Here is a 25,631-nt window from a genome sequence, read left to right as displayed (position 1 = left end):
CTACATAAGAAGAACTTCTACAATAGACGAAGGAGGTGCAAACCATGAAGCAGGACATCCGCCGCCTGCCCGACAGCGAGCTGGAGCTGATGCAGATCATCTGGGACAGGGAGCCGCCGGTGACCCGGCCGGAGATCGAGGAGGCGCTGGCCAAGACCCATCCCCTGGCCCCCACCACCATCCTCACCTTCCTCACCCGGCTGTGCGACAAGGGCTTTCTCAAGCTGGAGCGCCGGGGCAAGGTAAACTACTACACACCGATTATCACCAGAAAGGCCTATCTGGCCCAGGCCAGCCGTGGAGTGCTGGACCAGCTCTTCGGCGGCTCGGTGGCCGCCCTGGCCACCTCCCTGGTGGACGCCGGGGTGAGCCGTGAGGATTTAGAGGAACTGCGTAAGATGCTGGAGGAGGGACGGCTGTGAACCTTGTGCTCATCTGGGGCTACCGTCTGTTTGTGGCCGTCCTGCTGGGCGGCGGCATCGCCTATGCCTTCCATCGGGAGTGGAGCTACGAACAGCAGGTGGCCCTCACCGGCTGCACCAGCCGGGACAGCAACGCACGCAGCACTGTGATTTGGCTTACCCCCTGGTCCCTCCCTATTGTGGTAGCCGTGCTGTGGCTGATCACCCTGATCTATGCCGGTCCGGCGGTGGGGGCCGCCGTACTGACGGAGTTCTCCCTCCAGCTGATGGTACTGCTCACCTTCTATTTCGGAGCGCTGATGCTCCTGCTTCCCCTGCTGCGGCGGAAGATCTCCGCCCGGGCCTGCGCCACCCTGTGGCTGCTGCCCGTCTTTCTCTATTACAACCTGACGGTCTGGCGGAACAGCTACCTGCCGCCCCTGGTGGTCCTGCGTGTGCCGTCCGGTGTGGTCCCCATGCTGCTGGGGCTGTGGGCGGCGGGCTTTGTGGCGGTGGTGCTGTGGCATATGTTCTCCCACTTCCGGTTCCGCCGGGCACTTCTGAGGGACGCCAGGCCGGTGGAGGAGCCGGACGTGGTCAATCTGTGGTGGGAGGAGCAGCGCCAGGTCTTGCTGAAGCGGCACATTCCCCTGCTCACCAGCCCCGCCACCACCTCCCCCCTGACCATCGGGCTGTTTCACTCCACCATGTGCCTGGTGCTGCCGGAGCGGACCTATACCCTGGACCAGTACCGGCTCATCTTCCGCCACGAGCTGCGCCACGTCCAGCGCCGGGACGTGGACACCAAATGTTTTTACATCCTGTGCAAGGCCCTGTGCTGGTTTAATCCCCTGATGTGGCTGGCCGCCCGGAGGGCCTCCGCCGATCTGGAGCTGTCCTGCGACGAGATGGTGGTATACGGCGCGGAGGACCAGACCCGCCGGGAATATGCCTCCCTCTTGCTGGAATCCGCCGGGGACGACCGGGGGCTGTCCACCTGCCTGTCCGCCTCCGCCTCCAGCCTGCGCCACCGGCTGCGGGGGGTGGTCAACCCCGGGGAACACACCTCGGGAACCAAGCTGCTGGCCCTTATGATGGCGATTCTGGTGCTGTGCTCCGGCCTGGTGGGGGTGAGCGGCAGCTACGGCACCCTGGGAGAGGTGGCTTTGGCCTCCTACGGGCCGGACTATAGGGTATCCTCGGTATCCATCGATGGGAGAACCCGCTACCATTCTCAGCGGGATATGGACCCCCAGATCAGTGGGACCCTGCTGGACTACCTGTCCGCTCTGCCGGTGACCAAGCTGGCCACCGGTCAGACGGTCAGTGACAGCGAGGGCAGCCACCTGAGCGCCTTTGTGGCCGCAGGGGACGCATATCTCTTCCTGAACCTCACCGACCAGCTGTGCTCCGTCCAGGACGTGAACAGCGACCAGATCTCTGCGGTGCTCTGCCGGGTGGATGGCCCGGTGGATTGGGACTATCTTGAATCCCTGCTGGAATAGTCCAAACAAAAGAGCGGCCCCGGCGCAAATGCGCCGGGGCCGCTTGTTGATTTTGTTACCGCTCCTCCCGGAAGTAAGGCAAACCGAGGGAGTTCGGGGGCTGCTTGTCTTTGCTGTTGCGCAGGGAGGTAAAGATCAGCACGATGACGGTGACCACATAGGGCAGGATCTTGTACAGCTCGTCGGGGATGAAGCCCAGGTGGAGCCGCTGGTACAGGATCATCAGCGCGCCGAAGAGGATGGAGCCCCAGATGGCGTTGAGGGGCCGCCACAGGCAGAAGATGACCAGGGCAACCGCCAGCCAGCCCTCGCCGGACAGGGCCTCATGGTTCCACACGCAGCTGGCGATGGTCATGATGTACACCATGCCGCCGATGGCCGAGATGCCGCCGCCGATGACGGTGGCCAGATATTTGTACCGGGTGACGTTGACGCCGGCGGCGTCGGCGGTGGCGGGGGACTCGCCCACCGCCCGCAGGGACAGGCCCGCCCGGCTCTTGTTGAGGAACAGATGCATCCCCACCGTCAGCACGATGCCCAGGTAGAGGAAGATGCTGTGACCGAAGAGCAGGGGTCCCACCACCGGCAGCTCCTGCAGGGCCGCCGGGAAGGGGGAATTGAGGAAAACCGCCTTCAGGTCGTTGCTCACCGCCACATAGCCGCCGGAGGTCACCCGCATATACTCGCCGATGAACTGGCCCGCGCCGGTACCGAAGATGGCCAGGGCCAGACCGGTGACGTTCTGGTTGGCCCGGAGGGTGATGGTGAGGAAGGAGTAGATGAGGGCTCCGATGGCGCCCCCCAGGAAGGCGAAGAACAGAGCCAGGATGACGGCCAGCACGCCGCTGGTGCCGCCGGCCCCCTCGAAGTAAAAGGCAGCGCCCAGGCCCATGGCTCCGCCCATGAACATCATGCCCTCCACGCCCAGGTTCAGGTTGCCCGCCTTTTCCGACAGGATCTCACCCAGGGTACCGTAGAGCAGGGGCACGCCGTTGAGAACGGCGGCCATGATCAGGAGCAGGACCGCATTGCTGTTAATACCCATAATCAGGCCACCTCCTTATGGCTGCCCCGGAAGATGAGGCGGTAGTTGATGAAGAACTCACAGCCCAGCATACAGAACAGGAAGATGCCGGTGATGATGTCCGAGATGGAGGCGGGCACGGAGAGCTGGGTCTGAAGGGTGTCGGCGCCCTTGTCCAGCACCGCCAGCAGCACCGAGATGCCCACCATGGCGAAGGGATTGAGCTGGGCCAGCCAGGCCACGGTGATGGCGGTAAAGCCCACGTTGGCGGCCACGCCGGAGTACAGGGTGTTGTCGGCGCCGGAGCAGACGATGAAGCCCACCAGACCGGCGATGGCGCCGGAGAGGAACATGGTCCGCATGATGATCTTGCCCACGTTCATACCGGCGTACCGGGCGGTGTTCTCGCTCTCGCCGATGACGGCGATCTCATAGCCCTGCTTGGTGTACTTCATGTAGAAGAACATGGCCACCGTCAGGATGAGGACGATGATCCAGCCGCAGTGGACCCCCAGCACCTTGGGCAGCACGGCGGCGGAGTCGAACTGGGGAATGATCTGGGAGCCGGGACGGCCCTCCCAGGGGCCGCCCTGGAGCCATTTCACCACGCCGATCATGATATAGTTCATCATCAGGGTGAACAGGGTCTCGTTGGTGCCCCACTTGGCCTTGAAGAAGGCGGGCACCAGGGCCCACAGGCCGCCGCAGATGGCGCCGGCCACGGCCATGACCACCAGCAGGGCGGGACCGGGCAGCTTATCCGCCCAGAACAGGGCGAAGTAGGAGGCGCCCACGGCGCCGGCGGTGATCTGGCCCTCGGCGCCGATGTTCCAGAAGCGCATCTTGAAGCAGGGGGCGATGGCCAGTGCGGTGCCCAGCAGGGGCACGGCAATCTTCACGGTCTGGCGGATGGCGGTGGGCTTGCCCAGGGAGCCCCCCACCATGGTGCCGAAGGCCCCGAAGGGGTTGTGGCCCATCAGCAGGAAGATAAGGGCGCTGATGAGGATGGCCGCCAGGAAGGAGGCCCCGCGGATGGCCCACACCTGGCCCTTGGGCATTCCATCCCGCTTGGCCAGACGGATCAGGGGTGTATTGGATTCATGCACGGCTCTCTCCCTCCTTTCCGCCGCCCACATGGGTCATGAGCAGGCCTACCTGCTCCTTGGTGGCGGTGGGTCCGTCCACAATGCCGGACACCTGGCCGCCGCACAGCACCAGAATCCGGTCGCACAGCTCCAGCAGCACGTCCAGATCCTCGCCCACCAGCAGCACCGCCACTTCCTTCATCTTCTGCTCGTTGAGCAGCCGGTAAATGGTGTAGGAGGAGTTGATATCCAGGCCCCGGACGGGATAGGCGGTCATGAGCACGGTGGGGGTGGAGGCGATCTCACGGCCCACCAGCACCTTCTGCACGTTGCCGCCGGACAGACGGCGCACCGGGGTGGCCACTCCGGGGGTGACGATCTCCAGCTCGTCAATGAGCTTTTCAGCCAGAGCCTTGGGGGTCTTTCGGTCCACCAGGGGGCCGGGGGTGTCCTTGTAGGTCTTGAGCATCATGTTGTCCACCATGCCCATGCCCCCCACCAGGCCCATGCCCAGCCGGTCCTCGGGCACGAAGGCCAGGGAGACGCCTACCTTGCGGATCTGGCCGGGGGTCTTGCCCACCAGCTCCTCCCCCGCCTTGTCCACCGGCACATGGTGGCCGGCGATGTCGCTTTCAGGGTGGGGCGGATAGTAGAAGATGTGGCCGGAGTCCGCCTTCTGCAGGCCGGCAATGGCCTCCAGCAGCTCCTTCTGGCCGGAACCGGCGATACCGGCGATGCCCAGGATCTCGCCGCCGAAGGCCTGGAAGGAGATGTCCTTCAGCACCGGCAGGCCCTCGCCGTTGCGGCAGTTGAGGCCCTTCACCTCCAGCCGCAGGTCCTTGTACTTGGCCTGGGGCCGGTCGATGTTCAGGGTGACGGCGTGGCCCACCATCATCTCGGTGAGCTTCTGGGGGTTGGTGTCGCAGGTGTTGACGGTGCCGATGTACTTGCCCTTGCGGAGGACCGCCACCTTGTCGGACAGGGCCATCACCTCGTGGAGCTTATGGGTGATGATGACGATGGCTTTGCCGTCGGCCTTCATGGCCCGGAGGATATTGAAGAGCCGCTCGGTCTCCTGGGGGGTAAGGACGGCGGTAGGCTCGTCCAGGATGAGGATCTCCGCCCCCCGGTAGAGCACCTTGACAATCTCCACCGTCTGCTTCTCGGACACCGACATATCATAGACCTTCTTGTTGGGGTCGATGCCGAAGCCGTACTTGTCGCTGATGGCCTGGACCTGGGCGGCCACCGCCTTGCGGTCGTGCTCCTTCCCCTTCAGGCCCAGGGCGATGTTCTCGGCGGCGGTAAACACCTCCACCAGCTTGTAGTGCTGGTGGATCATGCCGATGCCGTGGGCAAAGGCGTCCTTGGGAGAGCGGATGGTCACCGGCTTGCCGTCGGCCAGAATCTCTCCCTCATCGGGGAGGTAGATGCCGGAGAGCATATTCATCAGCGTGGTCTTGCCGCTGCCGTTCTCCCCCAGCAGGGAGAGGATCTCCCCCCGGTTGATGGTCAGGTCAATACTGTCGTTGGCCACCACCTTGCCGAAGCGTTTGGTGATGTGCCTGAGTTCAATTGCGTGGACAGGTTCCAAGGCTGTCATCCTTCCTGTGATGAGACGTGGGTGGGTGCTTTACGGGATTTCCCGGGAAAGGACAGAAAAGAGGGCTGCGTGTGCAGCCCTCTTTTGGGTTAAGGTCATCAATAGGCGGAGTTGAGCCACTCGATGCCGTCGATCTGCACGGTGAAGTAAGGCGCAGACTGGAAGTAGGACTCATGGAAAGCGCCGTCAAACACGGCCTCCTGGTCATCGGCCACGAAGTCGCCGTCGGTATCCAGGGCCATGCAGGTGGTGAGGGGCTGGCCTTCCACGGTGAAGGTGGAGGTGTCGAACACCTGCAGCTCGCCGGAGCGGATCTGCTCCTCCACCTCGGCCAGCTTCTCAGCGGTGCCCTCGGCAGCGATGTCGGTGTTCAGCTCGGTCATAACCACAGCGCCCTCGTCCATGCCGTGGCACCAATCCTGGTCGAACTCCTCGCCGTTGGCCACGGCCTCGATGGCGTACTCAAAGTACACGGACCAGTCGATGCGGGTACCGATGAGGGAGGAATCGGGAGCCACGGAGATCATGTCGTTGTTGTAGCCGGTGTGGAAAGCGCCGTTGTTCTGAGCGGCGGTGGCGGGGGTGGTGTTGTCGGAGTGCTGGGAGATCATGACGCAGCCGGCGTCGCACAGAGCCTGGGCGGCGTTGCCCTCCTCAGAGGCGTCAGACCAGGAGCCCACGAACTGGACCTTCATGGTCACGCTGGGGCACACGCTCTTGGCGCCCAGGTAGTAGGCGGTAAAGCCGGAGATCACTTCGGCGAAGGAGTAGGCGCCCACATAGCCGATGACGGCCTGGTCGGCGGTGATCTCGCCGTTGTCGATCATCTCCTGGAGCTTCATGCCGGCCACCACGCCGGCCAGGTAGCGGCCCTCATAGATGTTGGCGAAGGCGTTGTGGGTGTTGTCCAGGCCGTCGTTCCAGGAAGCCTGGTTGGTGCAGGCGATGAACTCGATCTCGGGGTAGTCGGGAGCCACCTTCAGCATGAAGGGCTCAAAGCCGTAGGAGTTGTTGATGATCAGGTCGCAGCCGGCCTCGGCCAGCTCGATGTTGGCGTCCTCACAGGAGGAGTCCTCGCCGATGTTCCACTTGACCTGCCAGTCCACGGTAATGCCCTTGGCGGCCAGCTTCTCGGTGACGGCTTCCTTGCCGCGGATGAAGTTGTAGGTGTAGCCCTGGTCGTTCTCGTCGCCGATACAGATCAGGCCCACCTTGACGGTCTTGCCCTCACCAGAGGGGGTCTCGGTGCTGCCGGAAGTGGTCTCGCCGCCAGCGGGGGTCTCGCTGTCCCCACCGCCGCCGCAGGCAGCCAGGCCCACCATCATGGCGCCGGCCAGGAGCAGTGCAAGCAGTTTTCTCTTCTTCATGTCCAAGTTTCCTCCTTTGATCCACAAAATCTTCCATTCTTTCTTTCAAAACAGCCTGCTTCCCCACAGGCTGGTCTGAACACACAAAGGGGCCACAGCGCACCCCATACGGCGGATGTTTAGCAGAACTCCACGCCGTCCTCTACACTCATACTCTTAATACGAGCCAGAGATTCCACCCGCACGCCCATGCCGCGGATCAGGTCGCCGCCGGGCTGGAAGGCCTTCTCCACGGCGATACCGGCGCCCACCAGGGCAGCCCCGGCGTCCCGCACCAGCTTGATGAGGCCCTGGAGGGCAGAGCCGTTGGCCAGAAAGTCGTCAATGATGAGCACCCGATCCTCGGGCAGCAGGAACTGCTTGGCCACAATGATATCGTACACCTTGCCGTGGGTGAAGGACTCCACCTTGGAGGTGTACACGTCGCCGGCGATGTTCTTGGTCTTGTTCTTCTTGGCGAAGATCACCGGACAATCAAAAAACTGCGCGGCCACACACGCGATCCCGATCCCCGATGCCTCGATGGTCAAAATCTTGGTAACCCCGCAGTCCTTGTACAAACGCAAAAATTCCTTACCCATTTCCTGAAACAGCTTGACATCCATCTGATGATTGAGGAAGCTGTCCACCTTCAGCACGCCGCCTTCCCGAATGATGCCGTCGGTGCGGATGCGATCTTCCAGCAATTTCATATCGCCGTCTCCTTAACAAAAAATTCATTTTTATTGTATCGAATTCTGCATCCCTCTGCAACTGACCATATTCTATCAAAAAACAGCGTTCTCGTCACCCCTTTTTATTCATTTTGTCTGATTTATACAGGGTTTTTTCTGCCTCCCGCCCGGGAGGCCCTCCGTTTTTCGTTGTACTTTGCCTGCTCCTTTGTTAAAATAATAGATGTCAGACCCAATTTCCTGTTTTACCCATGATAAAGGAGGTCTTTTTTTCATGAAGCGCCGGATCTGTGCGGCGGCTCTCACCGCCGTTTTACTGCTTTGCGCCGCACCCCTCTCCCCCGCCGCCCGGGCTTTTTCCGACACCGGCGGCCACTGGGCCCAGGCCGACATCGACAAGGCCCGGGATTACGGCCTGATGGAGGGCTACCCCGACGGCCGGTTCGGCATCGGCGACGACATCACCCGGGCGGAATTTGTCACCGTCCTGTGCCGGATGTTTGACTGGGACATGATCTCCCCGTCCTCCCCCTCCTACATAGACTGCGGCACCAAGGAGTGGTACTACTCCGCGGTGGAGACCGCCCGGGCCCACGACGTGATGGACCCCAACGGCGCCTTCCGGCCCCTGGATCTCATCAGCCGGGAGGAGATGGCGGTGATGCTGGTCCGGGCCCTGGGGTACGACACCCTGGCCCAGGATCTGTCCTCCCTGTCCCTCCCCTTTGACGATGTGAAGAGCAACGCGGGCTACATCGCCATTGCCTATGACATCGGCATGATCAAGGGGGTGGCCGGCCCCAACGGTCAGCTCAAGTTCCTGCCCTCCCACTCGGCCACCCGGGAGGAGGCCGCCACCATGCTGGTGCGGGTATATGAGCGGTACATCTCCAAGGTGGACTGGCTCCACGGCTTCTACGCCTTCTCCTCTTACTCCCAGATCAACCTGACCGCCGATATGGACGCCGTCAGCGTGGGCTGGGCCCGGCTGGAGTACGGCGAAAACGGCCCCACCCTCAACTCCACCAGCGCAAACGGCAACGACTGGGTGAAACCCTCCGATCCCACCCCCGCCACCGACTACTTTACCAGCCACGGGGTAGACTACAACCTGTGTGTCTTTGGCTCTGCCACCGACTCGGTGACCCTGGCCGACGGCTCCACCACCTCCACCGTGGCCGCTGTGGTCAACAACTCCAACGCCCGGGCCCAGGCCATTGACGCCCTGGTGGCCGCCGCCGGAGACTACGCCGGCCTGACCATCGACTTCGAGGGGCTGAAGGGGGATACCATAAAGAAGAATTATGTCACCTTCATGCAGGAGCTGCGGGCCGCTCTGCCCGACAGCAAGACCCTGTATGTGTGCGTCCAGCCCGACACCTGGTACACCGGCTTTGACTACCGGGGCCTGGGTGAGGTGTGCGACAAGGTGATCCTCATGGCCCACGACTACCAGTGGACCTCCATCCCGGAGTCCTATGTGGGCACCGGCAACACCGACTCCCCCGTCACCCCCATCGCCAGCGTGTACGAGGCCCTGCGGGATATCACCGATCCGGATGCCGGCGTCCAGGATGTGAGCAAGATCACCCTGGCCATCTCCTTCGGCACCGCCGGGTTCCACATTGACAAGGACGGAAAACTCCTGGACACCACCATCTACCACCCCGGCGCCTCCACCCTGGCCGCCCGGCTGGCCCAGCCGGACACGGTGGTAACCTACAGCGACAAGTACCGCAATCCCTACGCCATCTACACCAATGAAGAGGGGGAGCGCTACAAAGTGTGGTATGAGGACGCCCGCAGCGTGGCGGACAAGCTCCAGCTGGCCAAAATGTTCGGCATCACCGGGGTATCCCTGTGGCGGGTGGGCACCATCCCCGCCAGCAGCGGATATGACGTGTGGAGCGCCGTCCAGGCCGCCCGATGACAGGACTCCCCCCTGACGAAAAGGAGAGATGGACATGATATCGGACAAAAAGCGATTCTGGAAGGAATTTTTCTGGATGAACGTGGCCACGGTCATGATCTCCGTGGGCGTCTACTGCTTCAAATTCCCCAACAACTTCTCCATGGGAGGGGTGTCCGGCCTGTCCATCCTGCTGGGCAAGGTGCTGCCCGTGCTGTCGGCCTCCTCCTACAACACCATTATTAATGTGCTCTTCCTGATCCTGGGCTTTATTATGCTGGACAAGAGCTTCGGGTTCCGGACGGTGTACTGCTCCCTGCTGTCGGCGGGCCTGATCCAGGTGTTCTCCTGGGTGTGGCCCCTCACCGCCCCCCTCACCGATCAGCTGATGCTGGAGCTCTTCTTCGCGGTGATCCTGCCCGCCCTGGGGGCCGCCATCCTGTTCAACATCGACGCCTCCTCCGGCGGCACCGACATCGCCGCCATGATTTTGAAGAAGTACACCGGTCTGGACGTGGGCACCGCCCTGCTCATCTCGGACGTGGCCATTGCCGCTGCCGCCCTCTTCGTCTTTGACGCCACAGCGGGCCTGTGTTCCCTGCTGGGTCTGGCCCTCAAGTCGGTGCTGGTGGACTCGGCCATTGAGTCCCTCAACCGCCGGAAGGCCTTCTTTGTCATCACCTCCGACCCGGAACACGTCTGTGACTACGTCACCCACACCCTGGTGCGGGGCGCCACCATCTGGACCGCTCAGGGAGCCTACACCCACGACGTCCACCATGTGGTGCTCACCGTTCTCTCCCGCAGGCAGGCGGTCACCCTGCGCCGCTATCTGAAGCAGGTGGACCCCCACGCCTTTATGATCGTGGCCAACTCCAGCGAGATTTTCGGCAAGGGCTTCCTGCGGGCGTAGGGGCAGAACACCGATAGATCTATACCCCCTGTACCGGGGCGGCGTTTGTGAATTTTCGATGAACGCCGCCCCGGTTTTCTTGCCTGTAGAGAAAAAAAGGTGTACACTAGTGCTGTTTCGCCGGAACAGTCCGGCAATCACAAGGAGGAACGAGATATGAATTGGAAGAAACTCTTGTGCGCCGGACTGTGCGGCGCGCTTCTGGCCGGGGCTATGGCCGGATGTGGCGCAGCGGAGCCCCAGCCCACCCCCGCCGCCGATGATATCGCCTATCAGGCCACCGGCCTGAGCCGGGACACCGTGCTCTTCACCGTGGACGGCCGGGAGGTCACCGCTGACCAGTACCTGTACTGGCTGCTGACCAGCATCTCCACCGCCAAGAGCGCCGGCTATCTGGCCGACGACGAGGCCTGGGAGGAGGAGATCGAGGGCCAGCCCACCGCCGACTACCTGAAGGAGCAGGCCCTGGAGATCAGCAAGCTGTACGCCGCCGTTGCCAACCATGCCGACGAGGCGGGCATCGTGGTCACCGAGGATCAGCGGGCCGAGGCTGAGGAGCAGCTGGACCAGATGGGCGCCATGTATGAGGCCTACTACGGCCTGACCACCCAGGAGTGGCTGGACCAGCAGTGCATCAGCCGGGAGGGCTACCTGGGCCTGAACGACGCCTACTACCTGGTGACCGGTCTGGAGGAGTCCCTGAAGGAGTCCGGCGAGCTGGACCCCACCGATGATGACATCCGGAACATGATCGATTCCGAGGGCATTTACAGCTGCAAGCACATCCTGCTGGCCTTCCCCCAGCACGACGACGGCTCCGATCCCACCGATGAGGAGAAGGCGGCCACCAAGGCGGAGGCCGACGCCCTGTATGCTGAGATCACCGCTGCTGCCGATCCCGCTGCCGCCTTCGACACCGCTATGAACGAGCAGAGCGACGACGGCCGGGACGAGACCACCGGCGAGCTGTATAAGCCTGAGGGCTACACCTTCCTGTCCACCGGCGCCATGGTGGACGGCAGCGGCTCCCTGGTCACCGAGTTCGTCACCGCCGGTACCGATCTGGAGGTGGGCCAGATCAGCCAGCCCGTGGAGACCGACTACGGCTACCACATCCTGCTGCGGCAGGACGCCGACAATGAGGAGACCCGCACCGCCTACACCGACTATGCCATGAACCAGCTGCTGGACCAGTGGACGGCGGACGCCAAGGTGGAGACCACCGAGGCCTATGACAACCTGGACCCCAAGGCCTTCTACGACTTCATGATGAACATGGTCCTGGAGTGGCAGGAGGAGCAGCAGGCCGAGGCCGAGGCCGCCGCCTCTGCCAGCCCCTCGGCGGAGACCGAGAGCCCCGCTCCTGAGACCGAATCCCCCGCGGCGGAGCCTTCCGCCTCCCCCGCAGCCTGAGGCCCTTTTTCGCATCCCCACGCAGCAGCCCGGCTTTGTCCCGGCTGCTGCGTTTTTTATTCATTCTTTCAACTATAATTATTTGATTTAAAACGATAGTTTCTTGTAAAAATACTGAGTTGTGACACCCTATATCTATAGTTGGGATATCCTCAGATATGCGGGGTGGCTGCTGTGGAAAAACAAGAGAAAAAGCGGTGGCTGGGTGAAGTGGGCACACGGGTGTGGAACTCCCGCGCCCAGCTGGGCATGAGCCGGGAACAGCTGGCCGAGCGGCTTGGCATTACAGCTCAGTACGTCAGCGACATTGAGCAGGGTAAAAAGTGTATGTCTATGTCTATTTTTGTCGAAATGAGCCAGGTGCTGGGAGTAGGACTGGACTTCCTGGCCCACGGCACTCCGCCGGAGGACCCGGCGGTGGATCGGCTGGAGCGCCATCTACGCCAGACCTCTCCGCTGGACCGGGAACTGGCCGCCCATATGCTTCTGCTGGCCCTGGAGGCGGCAGAGGCCATGGGCCCGGAGGAATAGGGCATGGCTGCCCACATTCGGGTGCTGGTGGCGGAGGATGACCCCGCCGCCCGGCGGCTGCTGAGCGAAGCCCTGCCCCGGCTGCCTGGGCTCTCCCTGTGCGGTGTGGCCGCCGACGGGCTGGAGTGCCTGGCCCTCATAGACCTGCTGCAGCCCGACGCGGTGCTGCTGGACCTGGTCATGCCCAACCTGGACGGGCTGGGGGTGCTGCGGGCCATGGGCCGGCGGCGGGATGGCCCTGTGGTGGTGGTCACCTCCCAGATCTCCCACCAGGGAGTGGTGGGGTGCGCCCTCTCCCTGGGCGCCAGCTACTATCTGGTCAAGCCAGTGAATGTCCAGGCCCTGCCGGAACTGCTCCAGTTCCTCTGCGGCGCGCCTCTGGAGCGTCAGGCTCTGGAACTGCTGTCCTCCATGGGAGCCTCCGGCCTGGGCATGGAGGCGGCGGCACGGGCCGCCGTGGTCCTCCATCAGCACCCCAACGCCCTGCTGAAGGAGGCTTACGCCCCCACCATTGCCGGTCAGCGCACCTGTTACGGCAGCGTGGAAAAGAACATCCGCTCCATGGTGGACAAGCTCCACGCCGCCGCCCGCCCGGCTTACATCGACCTGATGGGCGGCCTGCCGCCCCAGCGGCCCAGCAATCTGATCTTTCTCCGCCACCTGGCCCAGGCTCTGGACCAGAAGGACCGGTAAATGGAAAATATTTCCTATTCGACACCCTTAGGCCTCTTTTGCGGAAAAATATGGTAATCTATAGTCAGACCAACTACTTACCACCGCGAAGGAGGCGCTTTTATGCCGCTGCTACGTCGAAAGGGCCTGTTTGAAAGCAACCGGGTCCAGTTTATGCCCATTTCCGCCATTTCCCCCAATCCGGCCCAGCCCAGAAAGGTCTTTGCCCAGGACGGGCTGGAGGAATTGGCGGCCAGCATTAAGGAGCACGGGGTGCTCCAGCCCCTGTCGGTGCGCCGGACAAGCACCGGGCTGGAGCTGGTGTCGGGAGAACGCCGTCTGCGGGCCTCCAAGCTGGCGGGGCTCACCGAGGTGCCCTGCATCATTGTCAGTGTGGATGGGCAGGAGTCCTCCCTGCTGGCCCTGGTGGAAAATTTGCAGCGCCGGGACCTGGATTTTGTGGAGGAGGCCGCCGCTCTGTCCTCTCTCATTCAGACCTACCGGCTCTCCCAGGAGGAGGCCGCCAAACGGGTGGGCAAGTCCCAGTCCGCCGTGGCCAACAAGCTGCGGCTGCTGCGGCTCCCCCCTGCCGCCCTGTCGGTCCTCCGGGAGCACGGCTGCACCGAGCGCCACGCCCGGGCCCTCCTGAAACTGGACGACCCCGCCGCCCAGGAGGCCGCCGCCCGCTATGTGGCGGAGGAGGGCCTGACGGTGGCCAAGACCGAGCAATATGTGGAGGAGCTGCTCCACCCCGCCCCGGACAAGCCCGCCCGAAAGAAGCCCGCCTTTATTATTAAGGATGTGCGGCTCTTCCTCAACACCGTTACCCGTGGGCTGTCCATCATGAAAAGCGCCGGGGTGAACGCCAACTGCAAACGCCAGGAGACGGCGGACTCCATCCAGCTGACCATTACCATTCCCAAATCATAGCCTTCCCTCTCTTTTGGAGTGTTTCACGTGAAACAGTGAAACACTCCTTTTTCTGTTTGACAATTAAGCTGTGTTTCACGTGAAACAACTTAAGGAACAACCATTCTTTTTCTTTTGCTGTTGAATTGCGTCAGGCAAGGGGATATAATAGAGCCTGAACCTTTACAAGAAAAAGGCAGGTGCGCTATGGCAAAAACCATCGCTATTGTAAATCAGAAGGGCGGGGTGGGCAAAACCACCACCTGCGTCAACCTGGCCGCCGCCCTGAAAAAGCTGGACCAGCGGGTGCTGGTCTGCGACTTTGACCCCCAGGCAAATACCACCTCCGGTTTCGGTGTGGACAAGACCATCTCCCCCAACATCTACGATGTGCTTCTCAACGGCGCCGACGTACACAAGGCCGTGGTGTCCACTCCCTATGTGGATGTGATCCCCGCCAACAAGTCTCTGGCAGGCGCCACGGTGGAGATGATCACCGCCGACCACCGGGAGTATCTGCTGAAAAACGCCCTGGATACCCTGGAGTCAGACTATGACTATATCTTCATTGACTGTCCCCCCTCTCTGGAGCTGCTCACCCTCAACGCCCTGTGCGCCGCCGATTCCGTGCTGGTGCCGGTACAGTGCGAATATTACGCACTGGAAGGACTGAGCGACCTGCTCTCTACCATCCGCATCGTCAAGCGGTCCCTCAACCCCAGAATTGGACTGGAAGGAGTCATCCTCACCATGTACGACGGGCGGACCAATCTGTCCATGCAGGTGGCGGAGGAGGTCAAGCGCCACTTCCCTGGTCAGGTGTACGCCACGGTAATCCCCCGCAACGTCCGTCTGTCCGAGGCCCCCAGTTTTGGCAAGCCGGTGCAGGCCTATGACCCCTATTCCCGGGGGGCTGAGGCCTATGGAGCCCTGGCGGCCGAGCTGCTGGAACACAACCAATTTGCCATTACCCGGGAAGAAAGGAGCGAATGACTATGGCATTGGAACGCGGCCTGGGCAGAGGCCTGGGCGCGCTGCTGGGCGACGCCGCCCTCCAGTCCCAGGAGGGTGGTTCCCTCTCCCTCCCCATCTCCCAAGTGGAACCTGGCCTGAAACAGCCCCGGAAGCGGTTCGACGAGGAATCCCTCCAGGACCTGGCCGACTCCATCCGCACCCACGGGGTCATTCAGCCCCTGACTGTGCGGCGGCTGGCCTCCGGCTACTATCAGATCATCGCCGGGGAGCGCCGGTGGCGGGCCGCTAAGCTGGCGGGCCTCACCGAAATTCCCGCCGTCATCATCGAGGCCGACGACCGGAAGGTCATGGAATTGGGCCTCATTGAAAACCTCCAGCGGGAGGACCTGAACCCGGTGGAAGAGGCCAACGGCTACAAAGTCCTGATGGACGAGTACGGCCTCACCCAGGAGGAGGTGGCCCAGCGGGTGGGCAAATCCCGCCCGGCGGTAGCCAACGCCCTGCGGCTGCTGGCCCTCCCCGACCCCGTCCACCAGCTGCTGGAGGAGGGCAAGCTGTCCGCCGGACACGCCCGGGCCATTCTGGCCGCCCCCACCGGCGAGCTGCAAAAGAAGCTGGCCCAAAAGGTCATTGCCGAGGATCTCAGCGTCCGGCAGACCGAGGCCCTGGCCAAGCGGCTGGCAGCCGGCGAAAAGGAGCCCCCCTCTCCCCCGCCCGGCCCCGACCTGTCCATCTACCTGCGGGCGGCGGAAAAATCCCTGGCCGCCCGGTTTGGCCGCAAAGTCAACATTATCAGCGGTAAGAAAAAGGGTAAAATAGAACTGGAATACTATAATCCGGAGGATCTGAATACGCTGCTGGACCTGCTGGAACAGCTGCCCTCCTCCAATCAGGGAGGTGCCGACCTTTGAGCAAACCCGATCCCGAGAAGCAGGAGCGCAGCCGCCTCCAGCATGAGGCCGAGCATGAAAAGCCAACCAAGCGCAACCCGGTGCTCTTCTATCTGATGATCCTGTTCGCAGCAGCCTTTTTGCTGCTGCTCATGTCCTTCCTCATGCAGCGTCGGGCCAATCAGGAGGCCATCGACAACCTACAGGAGACCTCCAACTCCGCCACCCAGTCCCTGCAAAATACCATTGCCCAGAATGAGACCCTGACCAAACAGGTGGAAGATCTGCAATCCGCCGTCTCCGAAAACCAGCAGACCATCCGGGATCAGGAGGACCGTCTGGAGGAACTGGAGCAGGAGAACGAGGAGCTGACCAAGAGCACCCAGGCCATGGACTGGTTCTGGCAGATCAACGAAGCCTATGTGCGGGGCCGCTACACCCAGGCCCGCACCCTCATTGAGGATATGGGCGAAGAGCTGCCGGAGTACCTGCCCAAGGAGAGCATCACCGACAACGACCGCTTCTCCCCCTACGACCGCTATCAGGAGATCTACGAGGCCCTTTATTAAGGGGTATTGTTTCACGTGAAACAGCAGGCGGCAGAAAGCCCCCTGCCCCCTCTTCCCTATCAATTATCAGAAAGGTTGTATCACACCATGCTGGATATCAAGTTTGTTCGTGAGAACCCCGAGATCGTTAAGGAAAACATCAAGAAGAAGTTCCAGGACGAAAAGCTGCCCCTGGTGGACCAGGTTATCGCCCTGGACGCTGAGAACCGCAAGACCATCCAGGAGGCCCAGGACCTGCGTACCGCCCGCAACGCCAAGAGCAAGCAGGTAGGCGTGCTGATGGGCCAGTCCAAGAAGGACCCCTCCAAGCTGGCCGAGGCCGAAGCGCTGAAGGCCGAGGTCAAGGCGGACGCCGACCGTCTGGCTTTCCTGGAGAACCGGGAGACCGAGCTGGCCGAGGAGATCCGTAAGATCATGCTGGTCATCCCCAACATCATCGACCCCTCTGTGCCCATCGGCCCCGACGACTCCTGCAACGTGGAGGTTCAGCGCTTCGGCGAGCCCGTCACCCCCGACTATGAGATCCCCTACCACACTCAGATTATGGAATCCTTCGACGGCATCGACATGGACGCCGCCGGCCGGGTGTCCGGCAACGGCTTCTATTACCTGATGGGCGACATTGCCCGCCTCCACGAGGCGGTGCTGGCCTACGCCCGTGACTTTATGATTGACAAGGGCTTCACCTTCTGCGTGCCCCCCTTCATGATCCACGGCAACGTGGTGGAGGGCGTTATGTCCCAGACCGAGATGGACGCCATGATGTACAAGATCGAGGGCGAGGACCTGTATCTGATCGGCACCTCCGAGCACTCCATGATCGGCAAGTTCATCGACCAGATCATCCCCGAGGAGAAGCTGCCCCAGACCCTCACCTCCTACTCCCCCTGCTTCCGCAAGGAGAAGGGCGCTCACGGCATCGAGGAGCGGGGCGTGTACCGCATCCATCAGTTCGAGAAGCAGGAGATGGTGGTTGTCTGTAAGCCCGAGGACTCCATGAAGTGGTACGAGCAGATGTGGCGCTACTCTGTGGAGCTCTTCCGCTCCCTGGACATCCCCGTCCGTCAGCTGGAGTGCTGCTCCGGCGACCTGGCCGACCTGAAGGTCAAGTCCTGCGATATCGAGGCCTGGTCTCCCCGTCAGCAGAAGTACTTCGAGGTTTGCTCCTGCTCCAACCTGGGCGACGCCCAGGCCCGCCGCCTGAAGATGCGCGTCAAGGGCGAGAAGGGCACCTACCTGCCCCACACCCTGAACAACACCGTGGTGGCTCCTCCCCGTATGCTCATCGCCTTCCTGGAGAACAACCTCCAGGCCGACGGCAGCGTGAAGATTCCCGAGGTCCTGCGCCCCTACATGGGCGGCAAGGAAGTGCTGGTGCCCAAGCACTAATGAACGTAGGGGCGGCCCTTGTGGCCGCCCGCACAGAATAAAGGAGTACCAAATGTCCGCAAAAGAGAAAACCAAAGGCTTTATGGCCGAGTTCCGCAAGTTTATTGCCCGGGGCAACGTGATGGATCTGGCCGTCGGCGTTATCATCGGCGGCGCCTTCAAGACCATCGTGGATTCCCTGACCAACGACATTCTGATGCCCTTCGTGGGCCTGTTCATCGGCGAGTCCACCTTCGCCGCCCTCACCTTCCAGCTGGGAGGCGCCACCATCGCCTTCGGCAGCTTTATCCAGGCGGTGGTCAACTTCCTCATCATGGCCTTTGTCATCTTCTGCCTGGTGAAGGGCATCAACCGCTTCCACCGCAAAAAGGAGGAGGCCGCCGAGACCGCTCCGGCAGAGCCCGTGCTCACCACCCAGGAGCAGCTGCTCACCGAGATCCGTGACCTGCTGAAGGAGCAGAACCATGACTGACCGGCCCGACAACAACACCAACCGGGAGGAGCGGGAACCCTACGTTCCCGCCTCCCCGGTCAAGCGTATTATGGCCTGGGTGGGCATTGTCTATATGGTGGGCTTTGTGATCCTCAACATCTACCCCTTCTTCAACCAGGGAAACTATCTCACCGGCATCGCCCCCCTCTTCGCCTGCCCCGGCATTGCCGGCATCTTCGCCATTTCCCTCTATATGGCCCGCCATCCGGACAGCACCTATTCCCGGAAAGTGTCCATGGCCATTCTGGCGGTACTCTGCGCCGTGGGCTTTGTGGTAAGCCTGGTGCTGGGGTTCCCTCCCCTGCTGGCCAACTTCGGTATCTGATTGGAACAAGCCCCGGGACGTTGCGTCCCACCGTGAAACGGAGGTAAGCGCTATGAAACGACTGCTCTCCCTGCTCGTGACCGGTTCTCTGCTTGTAACGCCTGCCCTGGCCGCCCAAACCGGCGTGAAGGACTCCTTCCCCGCTGTGCGGGAGCCCGCCTCCTTCGCAGACGTGGCCAGCGGCAGCTGGTATACCGACGCCGCCGGTCTGTGCTACGTCACCGGCCTGCTCAACGGTACCGGCAACGGAAACTTCTCCCCCAGCCGCTCCGTCACCATCGGCGAGGCTGCCACCCTGGCCGCCCGCATCCACCATATCCTGAGCGGCGGGGACGGCACCCTGCCGGAAGCACCGGCGGAGTGGGGCCAGGTAGTCCTCACCCGCGCCGGCGGCGCCTCCGCCGGATTCCACGAGAACAGCGAAACCGGCTTCTGGCTGGATGAAAAGAGTCTCCAGCTCTGTTTCAATCTGGATGAAAGCTGGAATGCCGCCGAAGGCCAGACCGTTACCCTCACCCTCAACGGTACCAGCTACACCGGCACCCTCAATCGGCAGACCCAGAGCTGGAAGCCGCCGTTTTACTTCCAGCCTGACTTCCACAGTCAGAACTACCAGCAGTATTACGATGATCTGTGGGACGCCCTGTGGCGGCCCGCTCCCGGCAACTGGAGCCGAAACACCGCCTACTATCTGGAGATGGTGCTCCATACCGGTCCCAACCAGGTCAACGATCTGGGCACAACCGCCACCCGGCTGGACTTTATAAAGCTGCTCTCTCTGGTGTCCGGCGACCTTCTGGAGCCCATCAACGATATCACCGACTTCCCCGATGCCACCGAGGAGACCAAGGATGTGGTCCTCCCCTTCTATCAGGCGGGCATCCTCACCGGCACCGACGACTACGGCACCTTCCGGGCCAACGGCACCCTGAGCCGGGCGGAGATGGCCACCATGGCGGCCCGGCTCATCCGGCCGGAGCTGCGCCAGGAATTCACCATTAAGACGGTGGACGACAGCCGCTATACCCTTACTGCCCTGGATCTGAAGGGCGGTCAGGCCGAGGGCAGCTGGTCCACCTCCTCCCTGCTCCCTGTGACCTATGAGGACCACTGGGCCCTGTACCGTGCCGACGGCAGCTGGTACACCCCGGAGGAGGGCATGGTGTTCCTGGACGCCAACGAGGACGGCCTGGTGATGATGCAGGCCGCTGACGATAGCTACGCCGTGGCGGACAGCACCAAGGACTGGGCCGCCGTTCCCTTTACCCCCAACTGGTCCTGCAAGCTGCTGGGCGACGGTTTGTTTATCAGCCAGCCCTCCTATGGGGCCGATCCCATCCTCCACGACCGGACCGGCGCCTCCATTGCCACCCTCACCGGCGGCGGCCACTGGGACGTGCTCAGCGACGGACTGGCCCCCTGCCTGGATGAGAGCGCCCGGCTGTACGGCTTTGTGAACACCAAGGGCCAGTGGGTCATCCCGGCCCAGTACAACAGCGTGGAGCACTTTGCCGACGGCTATGCCATGGTCCGGAAGGACAGCGGCTGGGGCGTCATCGACACCACCGGCAAACTGGTGATCCCCTGCTCCTATCCCCAGCTCCGCCACCGGGGCGGCCCCTACTTCTACAGTTCCGCCGTGGGGGCGTCCGACGGCATCTGGCTCACCGCCGACGGCTCCGCCGTACCTGCCGCCGCCTCCTCCTACAACGGCCAGAACATCACCCTCACCGGAAACTACTTCCCCTGCGGCACCTACTACCTGGACCGGAACTTCCAGCCCGTCACCCCCCAGATCTTCGACTGGACCGGGCCGGTGGATGAAAACGGGCAGGCCTTTGTGGGGCTGGACGGGGCCACCTGCCGGATCACCCTGAAGTAAGGGCCGGTTTTTCACATTCTCTCCCCTCTTGGGGGAAACGTATCTGAAAAAGGAGTCAAATCCATGGCCGACGAGAAAAACACCACCCAGACTTCCACCTCCTTCTGTCTGGACGCCCAGCTGCCCCGCATTCAGCAGGGGCTGGATACACTGGGCATCCATACGCCGGGGGGCGCGGAAGCCCTGGCCCAATACGGCGCCATGCTGCTGGAGCAAAATCAGGTCATGAATCTGACCGCCATCACCGATCCCGACCAGGTGGTGGACCTCCACTTCCTGGACTGCGCCGCCCTGCTTACCATCGGCGAGGACTTCAAAGACAAGACCCTCATCGACGTGGGCACCGGCGCCGGGTTCCCCGGTATGCCTCTGAAAATCCTGGAGCCCTCTCTGAATGTCACTCTGCTGGACAGTCTGGGCAAACGGGTCAACTGGCTGGAAACTGTATGTAAAGCGCTTTCACTTGACAAAGTAACCTGTCTCCACGCCCGAGGCGAGGAGCAGGCTCACCAGGAGGGCTTCCGGGACAGCTTTGACTTCGCCGTGTCCCGGGCGGTGGCCTCTCTGGAGCTGCTCAGCGAACTGTGCCTGCCCTATGTAAAGGTGGGCGGCAAGTTCCTGGCCATGAAGAGCGTGGACAGCGGCGACGAGGTGGACAAGGCCTCCCGGGCCATCGCCAAGCTGGGGGGCCGCCTGCTGCCCCGGGTGGACTATGAGATCCCAGGCACCGGGGTCACCCACCGGGTGGTGGTGGTGGAGAAAATCTCCCCCACCCCCAAGGGCTATCCCCGCCGGTGGGCCAGAATGCAGAAATCCCCCCTTTAAGGCAGATTTGTGCATATGTTACTAAGTTAAGCATTGCGTCTGACGAAATAATGTGTTATTCTAATCTTGTATGTCGGGAGTGAACCTATGTCCACAGCAATCGTTATCACTTCAGGGAAGGGCGGCACAGGAAAGACCTCCCTCACCGGCGGCGTAGGCTCCTGCCTGGCCGCTCTGGGACATCAGGTCCTGTGCATCGATATGGATATCGGCCTGCGGAACCTGGACCTGAATCTGGGCCTCAGCGACCGGGCCCTGATGGACTTTACCGACGTGCTCTGCGGACGCTGTCCGCTGGAGCGGGCGGCAGTCCCCCACCCGGTGATCCAGGGTCTGAACCTGATCACCGCACCGGTGAATCTGCCCGACGAGCCCCTCAGCGAGTACGCCATGCGGGATCTGGTCCGCCAGGCCAAGCAGAAGTACGACTATATTTTGATGGACTCCCCCGCCGGACTGGGCGAGGGCTTCCGGCTGGCCTGCTGCGCCGCGGATCGGGCCATCGTGGTCTCCACCACCGATTCCTCCGCCCTGCGGGACGCACAGCGCACCGTGTCGGTGCTGCGCAAGCAGCTGCCCCAGCTCCACCTGGTGGTCAACCGGGTGCAGCCCAAGATCCTGCGGCGGCTCCACACCACCATTGACGACGCCATGGATACCGCCGGTCTGCCCCTGCTGGGCATCGTGCCGGAGGACCCCCAGGTCATCCTCAGCGCCAACCGGGGAGAACCCCTCATCCTGTGTGCCAGCCGAGGGGCTGCCATCGCCTACTTAAACATTGCCAAGCGGCTGACGGGACAAAAGGTCCCGCTGATGAAGCTTCGAGCCTGATATCTCGAAAGGAAGAGAAGGTGTAGTATGAATATCGCGTTGATGAGCCACGATCGAAAAAAAGAGCTGATGGTGCAATTCTGCATTGCGTACTGCGGCATCCTGTCCAAGCACACGATCTGCGCCACCAACACAACAGGTCGTCTGGTGGCGGAGGCCACCGGTCTGCCCGTCCAGCTCTTCCTGTCCCACGAGCACGGCGGCAGCCAGCAGATCGGCGCCCGCATTGCCTACAATGAGATCGACATGGTGCTCTTCTTCTCCGATCCCCAGTCCAGCGATCTGGACGCGGACCTGAAGTATATCACCCGCCTGTGCGACCAGTACAATATCCCGGTTGCCACCAACGTGGCCACCGCTGAGATGTTGATTCATGGTCTGGAGCGGGGCGATCTGGATTGGAGAGACATCATCAATCCCAAGACCAAACCTTTTACCGCCTAAACAGCAAACCATCGCCCCGCTCCAGCACGCCGCCCCGGCGGCGCGGCGGCTCATGCCGCCGAAGGCCGGCGGAATTCACTTCCGGCGGCCGCATCTGAAATCACTGGGGTCCCCGCACGATGGATACCATCGGGTGGGGCGCGGGGCGACCTTGATTGGAGAGACATCATCAATCCCAAGACCAAGCCTTTTACCGCGTGATTCAGACGGGCGGCCCTGTGGGCCGCCCGTTTTATTGCCGCAAAGCGTGGAAAAGGATTGACTTTTCCCCCTTTTCGGGATAATATCGTAAGAGCTGAAACCGCAATGACGGAGCAAGTACCGCTCACACCGCCGCACCAGAGAAGGGTCCCCTGGCTGGAAGGACCTGCGGCAGGCGGCCGGGAGACGGCTCCACCAGCGGGCCCGGAGACGGGCGCGGTCCCCTTCCCGCAACAGAAGGCCAGAGGGCGCTTTTTAAGCGCCGAACATGGGTGGCACCACGAAAGCAGGCGCTTTCGTCCCGTGACAAGGGACGAGAGCGCCTTTTTGCGGATATCCGCCCTCACCGAGCCAAAATCCCAAATGTTACGATACAAAGGAGCATCACTATGGCCCAGATCAAACCCCGTACCCTGTCCGGCTTCATGGAGCTGCTGCCTGCCCGCCAGGTACAGTTCGACCGGATGGTGGACACCCTCCGCAAGAGCTACTCCCTCTACGGCTTCACCCCCCTGGACACCCCGGCCATCGAGGCCAGCGAGGTGCTGCTGGCCAAGGGCGGCGGCGAGACCGAGAAGCAGATCTACCGCTTCACCAAGGGCGACAGCGACCTGTCCCTCCGCTTTGACCTGACCGTCCCCCTGGCCAAGTATGTGGCCCTCCACCAGAACGAGCTTACCTTCCCCTTCCGCCGGTTCCAGATCGGCAAGGTGTACCGGGGTGAGCGGGCTCAGAAGGGCCGCTACCGGGAGTTCTATCAGGCCGACATCGACGTCATCGGCGACGGCGCCCTGGACATCACCAATGAGGCCGAGATCCCCTCCATCATCTACAAGACCTTCACCGCCCTGGGCCTGCGCCGCTTTAAGATCCGGGTGAACAACCGGAAGGTCCTCAACGGCCTCTTTGCCCTGCTGGGCCTGGAGGAGCAGGCCGGCGACGTGATGCGCACCATCGACAAGCTGGAGAAGATCGGCCCCGAGAAGGTGAAGGCCATCCTGGTGGACGACTTTGCCGTGGCCGCCGACACCGCCGACACCCTGCTGGGCCTGCTGGCGGCTGAGGACCCCATGGCCGCTCTGGAGCCCTTCAAGGGCAAGAACGAGCTGTTCGACCTGGGCGTGTCCGAGCTGGAGACCGTGGTCAAGTATATGTCCGCCTACGGCGTGCCGGAGGACCACTTTATGGTGGATCTCACCATCGCCCGGGGCCTGGACTACTACACCGGCACCGTGTATGAGACCGTCATGCTGGACCACCCCGAGGTGGGCTCCATCTGCTCCGGCGGCCGGTACGACAACCTGGCCGAGTACTACACCGACAAGCAGCTGCCCGGCGTGGGCATCTCCATCGGCCTGACCCGGCTGTTCTCCGTGCTGGAGGCCCAGGGCTACCTGAACGAGGAGCTGCTCACCGCCCCCGCCGACGTGCTCATCCTGCCCATGACCGAGGACCTGTCCGCCGCCATCTCCTTCGCCACCACCCTTCGGGACGCCGGCGTCCGGGCCCAGCTCCACTGCGAGAAGAAGAAGTTTAAGCAGAAGCTGTCCTACGCCGATAAGCTGTCCATCCCCTACGCCGCCTTCCTGGGTGAGGACGAGATTGCCCAGGGCAAGGTGACCGTGAAGGATCTGACCACCGGTGAGCAGCAGACCGTGACTCCCGCTGAGGCCGTGGCTCTGGTCCAGGCCGGTCTCACCGCCCGGTCCGCCGGCGCTCCCATCCGGGACAAGGACTGAATGGAACTTTCCCCCTTTCAAGCCGTCTATAAAAGACAAACCTGTGCCATTTGACAAGGAGGAATCATTCCATGAAAAAGCTTGCCGCTCTGATCCTGTCCGCCTCCCTGCTGGTGGGCTCCGCCGCCGCCATCTCCCCCGAGGAGGCCTTCCCCAAGGTCAACGAGTACCCCGGCTTCATTGATGTGGAGGCCGGTTCCTGGTACGAAGATCCCGCCCGCATCTGCGCCGAGGTGGGACTGATGCAGGGCACGGGCCACGCCTTTGCCCCCTTCCAGATCCTCACCGTGGGCGAGGTGGCCGCCATCGCCGCCCGCATGAACGAGGCCATCACCGGAGACCCTATCCCCATGGCCACCCCCAAGCCCGGCGAGACCCTGCCCTGGTATTTCTCCTATGTGAAGTACCTGGAGGATCTGGGCATCGACGTGCCCGACCCGGAAAAGCAGGCCACCCGTCAGGAGTTTGTGTCCATCCTGGCCGCTGTGGTGCCCGAGGAGATGCTCTCCCCCATCAACACCATCACCACCCTGCCCGACACCAAGGATGAGGCGGTGCTGCGCTTCTACAACGCGGGCATCCTCACCGGCGTGGACGACTGGGGCACCTTCGCTGCCAATAACAGCCTGACCCGTGCGGAGACCGCCGCCATGGTGGCCCGTGTGGCCCGCACCGACCTGCGCCAGACCTTCACCCCCGCCGACTACACCCCCTTCACCGCCGCCGGTTTCAAGCCCTCTGACGTGCTGTTCACCAACGGCACCACCGCCGGGGCCTGGCTGCCCTATGTGCAGAGCCTCATCGACGGCCTGGAGGCCGACTGCGCCGCCGCCGGCATGGAGTTCAACTGGTTCAACACCGTGGACGGCGTCACCTTCCTGGACTACGTGAAGAACACCGCCCTCACCCACTTCGGTGTCACCGCCAAGCAGGGCACCGACCTGTACAAGAACTTCGACGTGCAGGTGTACTACAGCAAGGTCATCGACCTGCGGGGTTAATTGCAAACAAGGGCAAAAACCCAGCTATTTTGTAATATATAAAAGAAATAATACAATCTGG

Annotated in this window: 25 protein-coding genes; 20 read left to right on the top strand and 5 right to left on the bottom strand. The window is 62.4% G+C overall.

The features are described from left to right. Positions 1-44 precede the first annotated feature (44 nt). Positions 45-422, top strand: coding sequence for a BlaI/MecI/CopY family transcriptional regulator (locus IHN22_RS00810; RefSeq protein ID WP_087326389.1), 378 nt, complete (start codon positions 45-47; stop codon positions 420-422). Beyond that, positions 419-1,906, top strand: coding sequence for a M56 family metallopeptidase (locus IHN22_RS00805; RefSeq protein WP_191433062.1), 1,488 nt, complete (start codon positions 419-421; stop codon positions 1,904-1,906). Before IHN22_RS00810 ends, IHN22_RS00805 begins: the two co-directional genes overlap by 4 nt. 55 nt (positions 1,907-1,961) lie before the next feature. Here the strand turns inward: IHN22_RS00805 and IHN22_RS00800 are convergent, their stop codons facing one another. The 5 genes from IHN22_RS00800 to IHN22_RS00780 form a co-directional block, all read right to left on the bottom strand. Further along, positions 1,962-2,951 (bottom strand): ABC transporter permease, encoded by a 990-nt coding sequence (locus tag IHN22_RS00800; protein ID WP_087187297.1) that lies wholly within the window; start codon positions 2,949-2,951, stop codon positions 1,962-1,964. Positions 2,952-2,953: 2 nt separating this feature from the next. Further along, the gene (locus IHN22_RS00795) at positions 2,954-4,036 is read right to left on the bottom strand and encodes an ABC transporter permease (RefSeq protein WP_300985259.1); all 1,083 of its coding nucleotides are present in this window, start codon (positions 4,034-4,036) and stop codon (positions 2,954-2,956) included. Continuing rightward, positions 4,029-5,618, bottom strand: coding sequence for an ABC transporter ATP-binding protein (locus IHN22_RS00790; RefSeq protein ID WP_365813453.1), 1,590 nt, complete (start codon positions 5,616-5,618; stop codon positions 4,029-4,031). Before IHN22_RS00790 ends, IHN22_RS00795 begins: the two co-directional genes overlap by 8 nt. 98 nt (positions 5,619-5,716) lie before the next feature. Then, on the bottom strand, positions 5,717-6,985 hold the full coding sequence (locus tag IHN22_RS00785; protein ID WP_087267557.1) for a BMP family ABC transporter substrate-binding protein: 1,269 nt from the start codon (positions 6,983-6,985) through the stop codon (positions 5,717-5,719). Positions 6,986-7,104: 119 nt separating this feature from the next. After that, positions 7,105-7,677 (bottom strand): xanthine phosphoribosyltransferase, encoded by a 573-nt coding sequence (locus IHN22_RS00780; protein WP_087187293.1) that lies wholly within the window; start codon positions 7,675-7,677, stop codon positions 7,105-7,107. A gap of 256 nt (positions 7,678-7,933) precedes the next feature. Between IHN22_RS00780 and IHN22_RS00775 the strand changes: the two genes are divergently transcribed. The 18 genes from IHN22_RS00775 to IHN22_RS00690 all read left to right on the top strand — a co-directional run bounded on the left by IHN22_RS00775 (position 7,934) and on the right by IHN22_RS00690 (position 25,570). Further along, positions 7,934-9,589, top strand: coding sequence for an S-layer homology domain-containing protein (locus IHN22_RS00775; RefSeq protein ID WP_191433059.1), 1,656 nt, complete (start codon positions 7,934-7,936; stop codon positions 9,587-9,589). A gap of 34 nt (positions 9,590-9,623) precedes the next feature. Further along, positions 9,624-10,481 (top strand): YitT family protein, encoded by an 858-nt coding sequence (locus IHN22_RS00770; protein WP_300985257.1) that lies wholly within the window; start codon positions 9,624-9,626, stop codon positions 10,479-10,481. Positions 10,482-10,637: 156 nt separating this feature from the next. Beyond that, positions 10,638-11,894 carry a peptidylprolyl isomerase gene (locus IHN22_RS00765; protein ID WP_191433058.1) on the top strand — a complete coding sequence of 419 codons (1,257 nt, stop codon included), beginning with the start codon at positions 10,638-10,640 and terminating at the stop codon, positions 11,892-11,894. A 174-nt stretch (positions 11,895-12,068) separates the two neighbouring features. Beyond that, on the top strand, positions 12,069-12,425 hold the full coding sequence (locus IHN22_RS00760) for a helix-turn-helix domain-containing protein (RefSeq protein WP_087267569.1): 357 nt from the start codon (positions 12,069-12,071) through the stop codon (positions 12,423-12,425). Positions 12,426-12,428: 3 nt separating this feature from the next. Beyond that, positions 12,429-13,118: a response regulator gene (locus IHN22_RS00755; RefSeq protein ID WP_191433057.1), complete on the top strand. Its 690-nt coding sequence runs from the start codon at positions 12,429-12,431 to the stop codon at positions 13,116-13,118. A gap of 102 nt (positions 13,119-13,220) precedes the next feature. Continuing rightward, positions 13,221-14,027 (top strand): ParB/RepB/Spo0J family partition protein, encoded by an 807-nt coding sequence (locus IHN22_RS00750; protein WP_087187289.1) that lies wholly within the window; start codon positions 13,221-13,223, stop codon positions 14,025-14,027. A 186-nt stretch (positions 14,028-14,213) separates the two neighbouring features. Beyond that, the gene (locus tag IHN22_RS00745; protein WP_087399130.1) at positions 14,214-14,999 is read left to right on the top strand and encodes a ParA family protein; all 786 of its coding nucleotides are present in this window, start codon (positions 14,214-14,216) and stop codon (positions 14,997-14,999) included. A 2-nt stretch (positions 15,000-15,001) separates the two neighbouring features. Then, the gene (locus tag IHN22_RS00740) at positions 15,002-15,892 is read left to right on the top strand and encodes a ParB/RepB/Spo0J family partition protein (protein ID WP_191433056.1); all 891 of its coding nucleotides are present in this window, start codon (positions 15,002-15,004) and stop codon (positions 15,890-15,892) included. Further along, a complete protein-coding gene (locus IHN22_RS00735) occupies positions 15,889-16,440 on the top strand; it encodes a hypothetical protein (RefSeq protein WP_191433055.1) in 552 nt (183 codons plus the stop codon). Before IHN22_RS00740 ends, IHN22_RS00735 begins: the two co-directional genes overlap by 4 nt. Before the next feature lie 87 nt (positions 16,441-16,527). Next, on the top strand, positions 16,528-17,829 hold the full coding sequence (gene serS / locus IHN22_RS00730; RefSeq protein ID WP_087187286.1) for a serine--tRNA ligase: 1,302 nt from the start codon (positions 16,528-16,530) through the stop codon (positions 17,827-17,829). A 52-nt stretch (positions 17,830-17,881) separates the two neighbouring features. Further along, a complete protein-coding gene (gene mscL / locus IHN22_RS00725; protein ID WP_087187285.1) occupies positions 17,882-18,301 on the top strand; it encodes a large-conductance mechanosensitive channel protein MscL in 420 nt (139 codons plus the stop codon). Continuing rightward, positions 18,294-18,647: a hypothetical protein gene (locus tag IHN22_RS00720; protein ID WP_191433054.1), complete on the top strand. Its 354-nt coding sequence runs from the start codon at positions 18,294-18,296 to the stop codon at positions 18,645-18,647. The genes mscL and IHN22_RS00720 overlap by 8 nt, the downstream gene beginning before the upstream one ends. Before the next feature lie 52 nt (positions 18,648-18,699). After that, positions 18,700-20,529, top strand: a complete 1,830-nt coding sequence (locus IHN22_RS00715) for a WG repeat-containing protein (protein WP_191433053.1) — start codon at positions 18,700-18,702, stop codon at positions 20,527-20,529. Between the two features lie 63 nt (positions 20,530-20,592). After that, positions 20,593-21,354 carry a 16S rRNA (guanine(527)-N(7))-methyltransferase RsmG gene (rsmG, locus tag IHN22_RS00710; protein WP_191433052.1) on the top strand — a complete coding sequence of 254 codons (762 nt, stop codon included), beginning with the start codon at positions 20,593-20,595 and terminating at the stop codon, positions 21,352-21,354. An 87-nt stretch (positions 21,355-21,441) separates the two neighbouring features. Further along, positions 21,442-22,185 (top strand): septum site-determining protein MinD, encoded by a 744-nt coding sequence (minD, locus tag IHN22_RS00705; RefSeq protein WP_087187281.1) that lies wholly within the window; start codon positions 21,442-21,444, stop codon positions 22,183-22,185. Between the two features lie 27 nt (positions 22,186-22,212). After that, the gene (locus IHN22_RS00700) at positions 22,213-22,629 is read left to right on the top strand and encodes a methylglyoxal synthase (protein WP_087187280.1); all 417 of its coding nucleotides are present in this window, start codon (positions 22,213-22,215) and stop codon (positions 22,627-22,629) included. A 590-nt stretch (positions 22,630-23,219) separates the two neighbouring features. Continuing rightward, entirely contained in the window at positions 23,220-24,569 is a 1,350-nt protein-coding gene (hisS, locus tag IHN22_RS00695; RefSeq protein WP_191433051.1) for a histidine--tRNA ligase, read from the top strand. Between the two features lie 71 nt (positions 24,570-24,640). Next, positions 24,641-25,570 (top strand): S-layer homology domain-containing protein, encoded by a 930-nt coding sequence (locus IHN22_RS00690; RefSeq protein ID WP_191433050.1) that lies wholly within the window; start codon positions 24,641-24,643, stop codon positions 25,568-25,570. Positions 25,571-25,631: the final 61 nt, after the last annotated feature.

It is taken from the genome of Flavonifractor sp. An112 (assembly GCF_904377885.1).
Taxonomy (GTDB): domain Bacteria; phylum Bacillota; class Clostridia; order Oscillospirales; family Oscillospiraceae; genus Flavonifractor; species Flavonifractor avicola.
The sequence above is the reverse complement of the archived record's forward strand: the minus strand, read 5'-3'. Positions and strand labels throughout refer to the sequence as shown.

What these genes read in the sequence shown, in the direction of transcription:
- IHN22_RS00770 (WP_300985257.1), top strand. Translation starts at nt 9,624, where the DNA reads ATGATATCGGACAAAAAGCGATTCTGGAAGGAATTTTTCTGGATGAAC.
- IHN22_RS00700 (WP_087187280.1), top strand. Translation starts at nt 22,213, where the DNA reads ATGAATATCGCGTTGATGAGCCACGATCGAAAAAAAGAGCTGATGGTG.
- IHN22_RS00800 (WP_087187297.1), bottom strand. Translation starts at nt 2,951, where the DNA reads ATGGGTATTAACAGCAATGCGGTCCTGCTCCTGATCATGGCCGCCGTT.
- serS (WP_087187286.1), top strand. Translation starts at nt 16,528, where the DNA reads ATGCTGGATATCAAGTTTGTTCGTGAGAACCCCGAGATCGTTAAGGAA.
- IHN22_RS00740 (WP_191433056.1), top strand. Translation starts at nt 15,002, where the DNA reads ATGGCATTGGAACGCGGCCTGGGCAGAGGCCTGGGCGCGCTGCTGGGC.
- IHN22_RS00750 (WP_087187289.1), top strand. Translation starts at nt 13,221, where the DNA reads ATGCCGCTGCTACGTCGAAAGGGCCTGTTTGAAAGCAACCGGGTCCAG.
- IHN22_RS00790 (WP_365813453.1), bottom strand. Translation starts at nt 5,618, where the DNA reads ATGACAGCCTTGGAACCTGTCCACGCAATTGAACTCAGGCACATCACC.
- IHN22_RS00745 (WP_087399130.1), top strand. Translation starts at nt 14,214, where the DNA reads ATGGCAAAAACCATCGCTATTGTAAATCAGAAGGGCGGGGTGGGCAAA.
- IHN22_RS00690 (WP_191433050.1), top strand. Translation starts at nt 24,641, where the DNA reads ATGAAAAAGCTTGCCGCTCTGATCCTGTCCGCCTCCCTGCTGGTGGGC.
- IHN22_RS00765 (WP_191433058.1), top strand. Translation starts at nt 10,638, where the DNA reads ATGAATTGGAAGAAACTCTTGTGCGCCGGACTGTGCGGCGCGCTTCTG.
- IHN22_RS00775 (WP_191433059.1), top strand. Translation starts at nt 7,934, where the DNA reads ATGAAGCGCCGGATCTGTGCGGCGGCTCTCACCGCCGTTTTACTGCTT.
- minD (WP_087187281.1), top strand. Translation starts at nt 21,442, where the DNA reads ATGTCCACAGCAATCGTTATCACTTCAGGGAAGGGCGGCACAGGAAAG.
- IHN22_RS00720 (WP_191433054.1), top strand. Translation starts at nt 18,294, where the DNA reads ATGACTGACCGGCCCGACAACAACACCAACCGGGAGGAGCGGGAACCC.
- IHN22_RS00755 (WP_191433057.1), top strand. Translation starts at nt 12,429, where the DNA reads ATGGCTGCCCACATTCGGGTGCTGGTGGCGGAGGATGACCCCGCCGCC.
- IHN22_RS00715 (WP_191433053.1), top strand. Translation starts at nt 18,700, where the DNA reads ATGAAACGACTGCTCTCCCTGCTCGTGACCGGTTCTCTGCTTGTAACG.
- mscL (WP_087187285.1), top strand. Translation starts at nt 17,882, where the DNA reads ATGTCCGCAAAAGAGAAAACCAAAGGCTTTATGGCCGAGTTCCGCAAG.
- IHN22_RS00785 (WP_087267557.1), bottom strand. Translation starts at nt 6,985, where the DNA reads ATGAAGAAGAGAAAACTGCTTGCACTGCTCCTGGCCGGCGCCATGATG.
- IHN22_RS00810 (WP_087326389.1), top strand. Translation starts at nt 45, where the DNA reads ATGAAGCAGGACATCCGCCGCCTGCCCGACAGCGAGCTGGAGCTGATG.
- rsmG (WP_191433052.1), top strand. Translation starts at nt 20,593, where the DNA reads ATGGCCGACGAGAAAAACACCACCCAGACTTCCACCTCCTTCTGTCTG.
- hisS (WP_191433051.1), top strand. Translation starts at nt 23,220, where the DNA reads ATGGCCCAGATCAAACCCCGTACCCTGTCCGGCTTCATGGAGCTGCTG.
- IHN22_RS00780 (WP_087187293.1), bottom strand. Translation starts at nt 7,677, where the DNA reads ATGAAATTGCTGGAAGATCGCATCCGCACCGACGGCATCATTCGGGAA.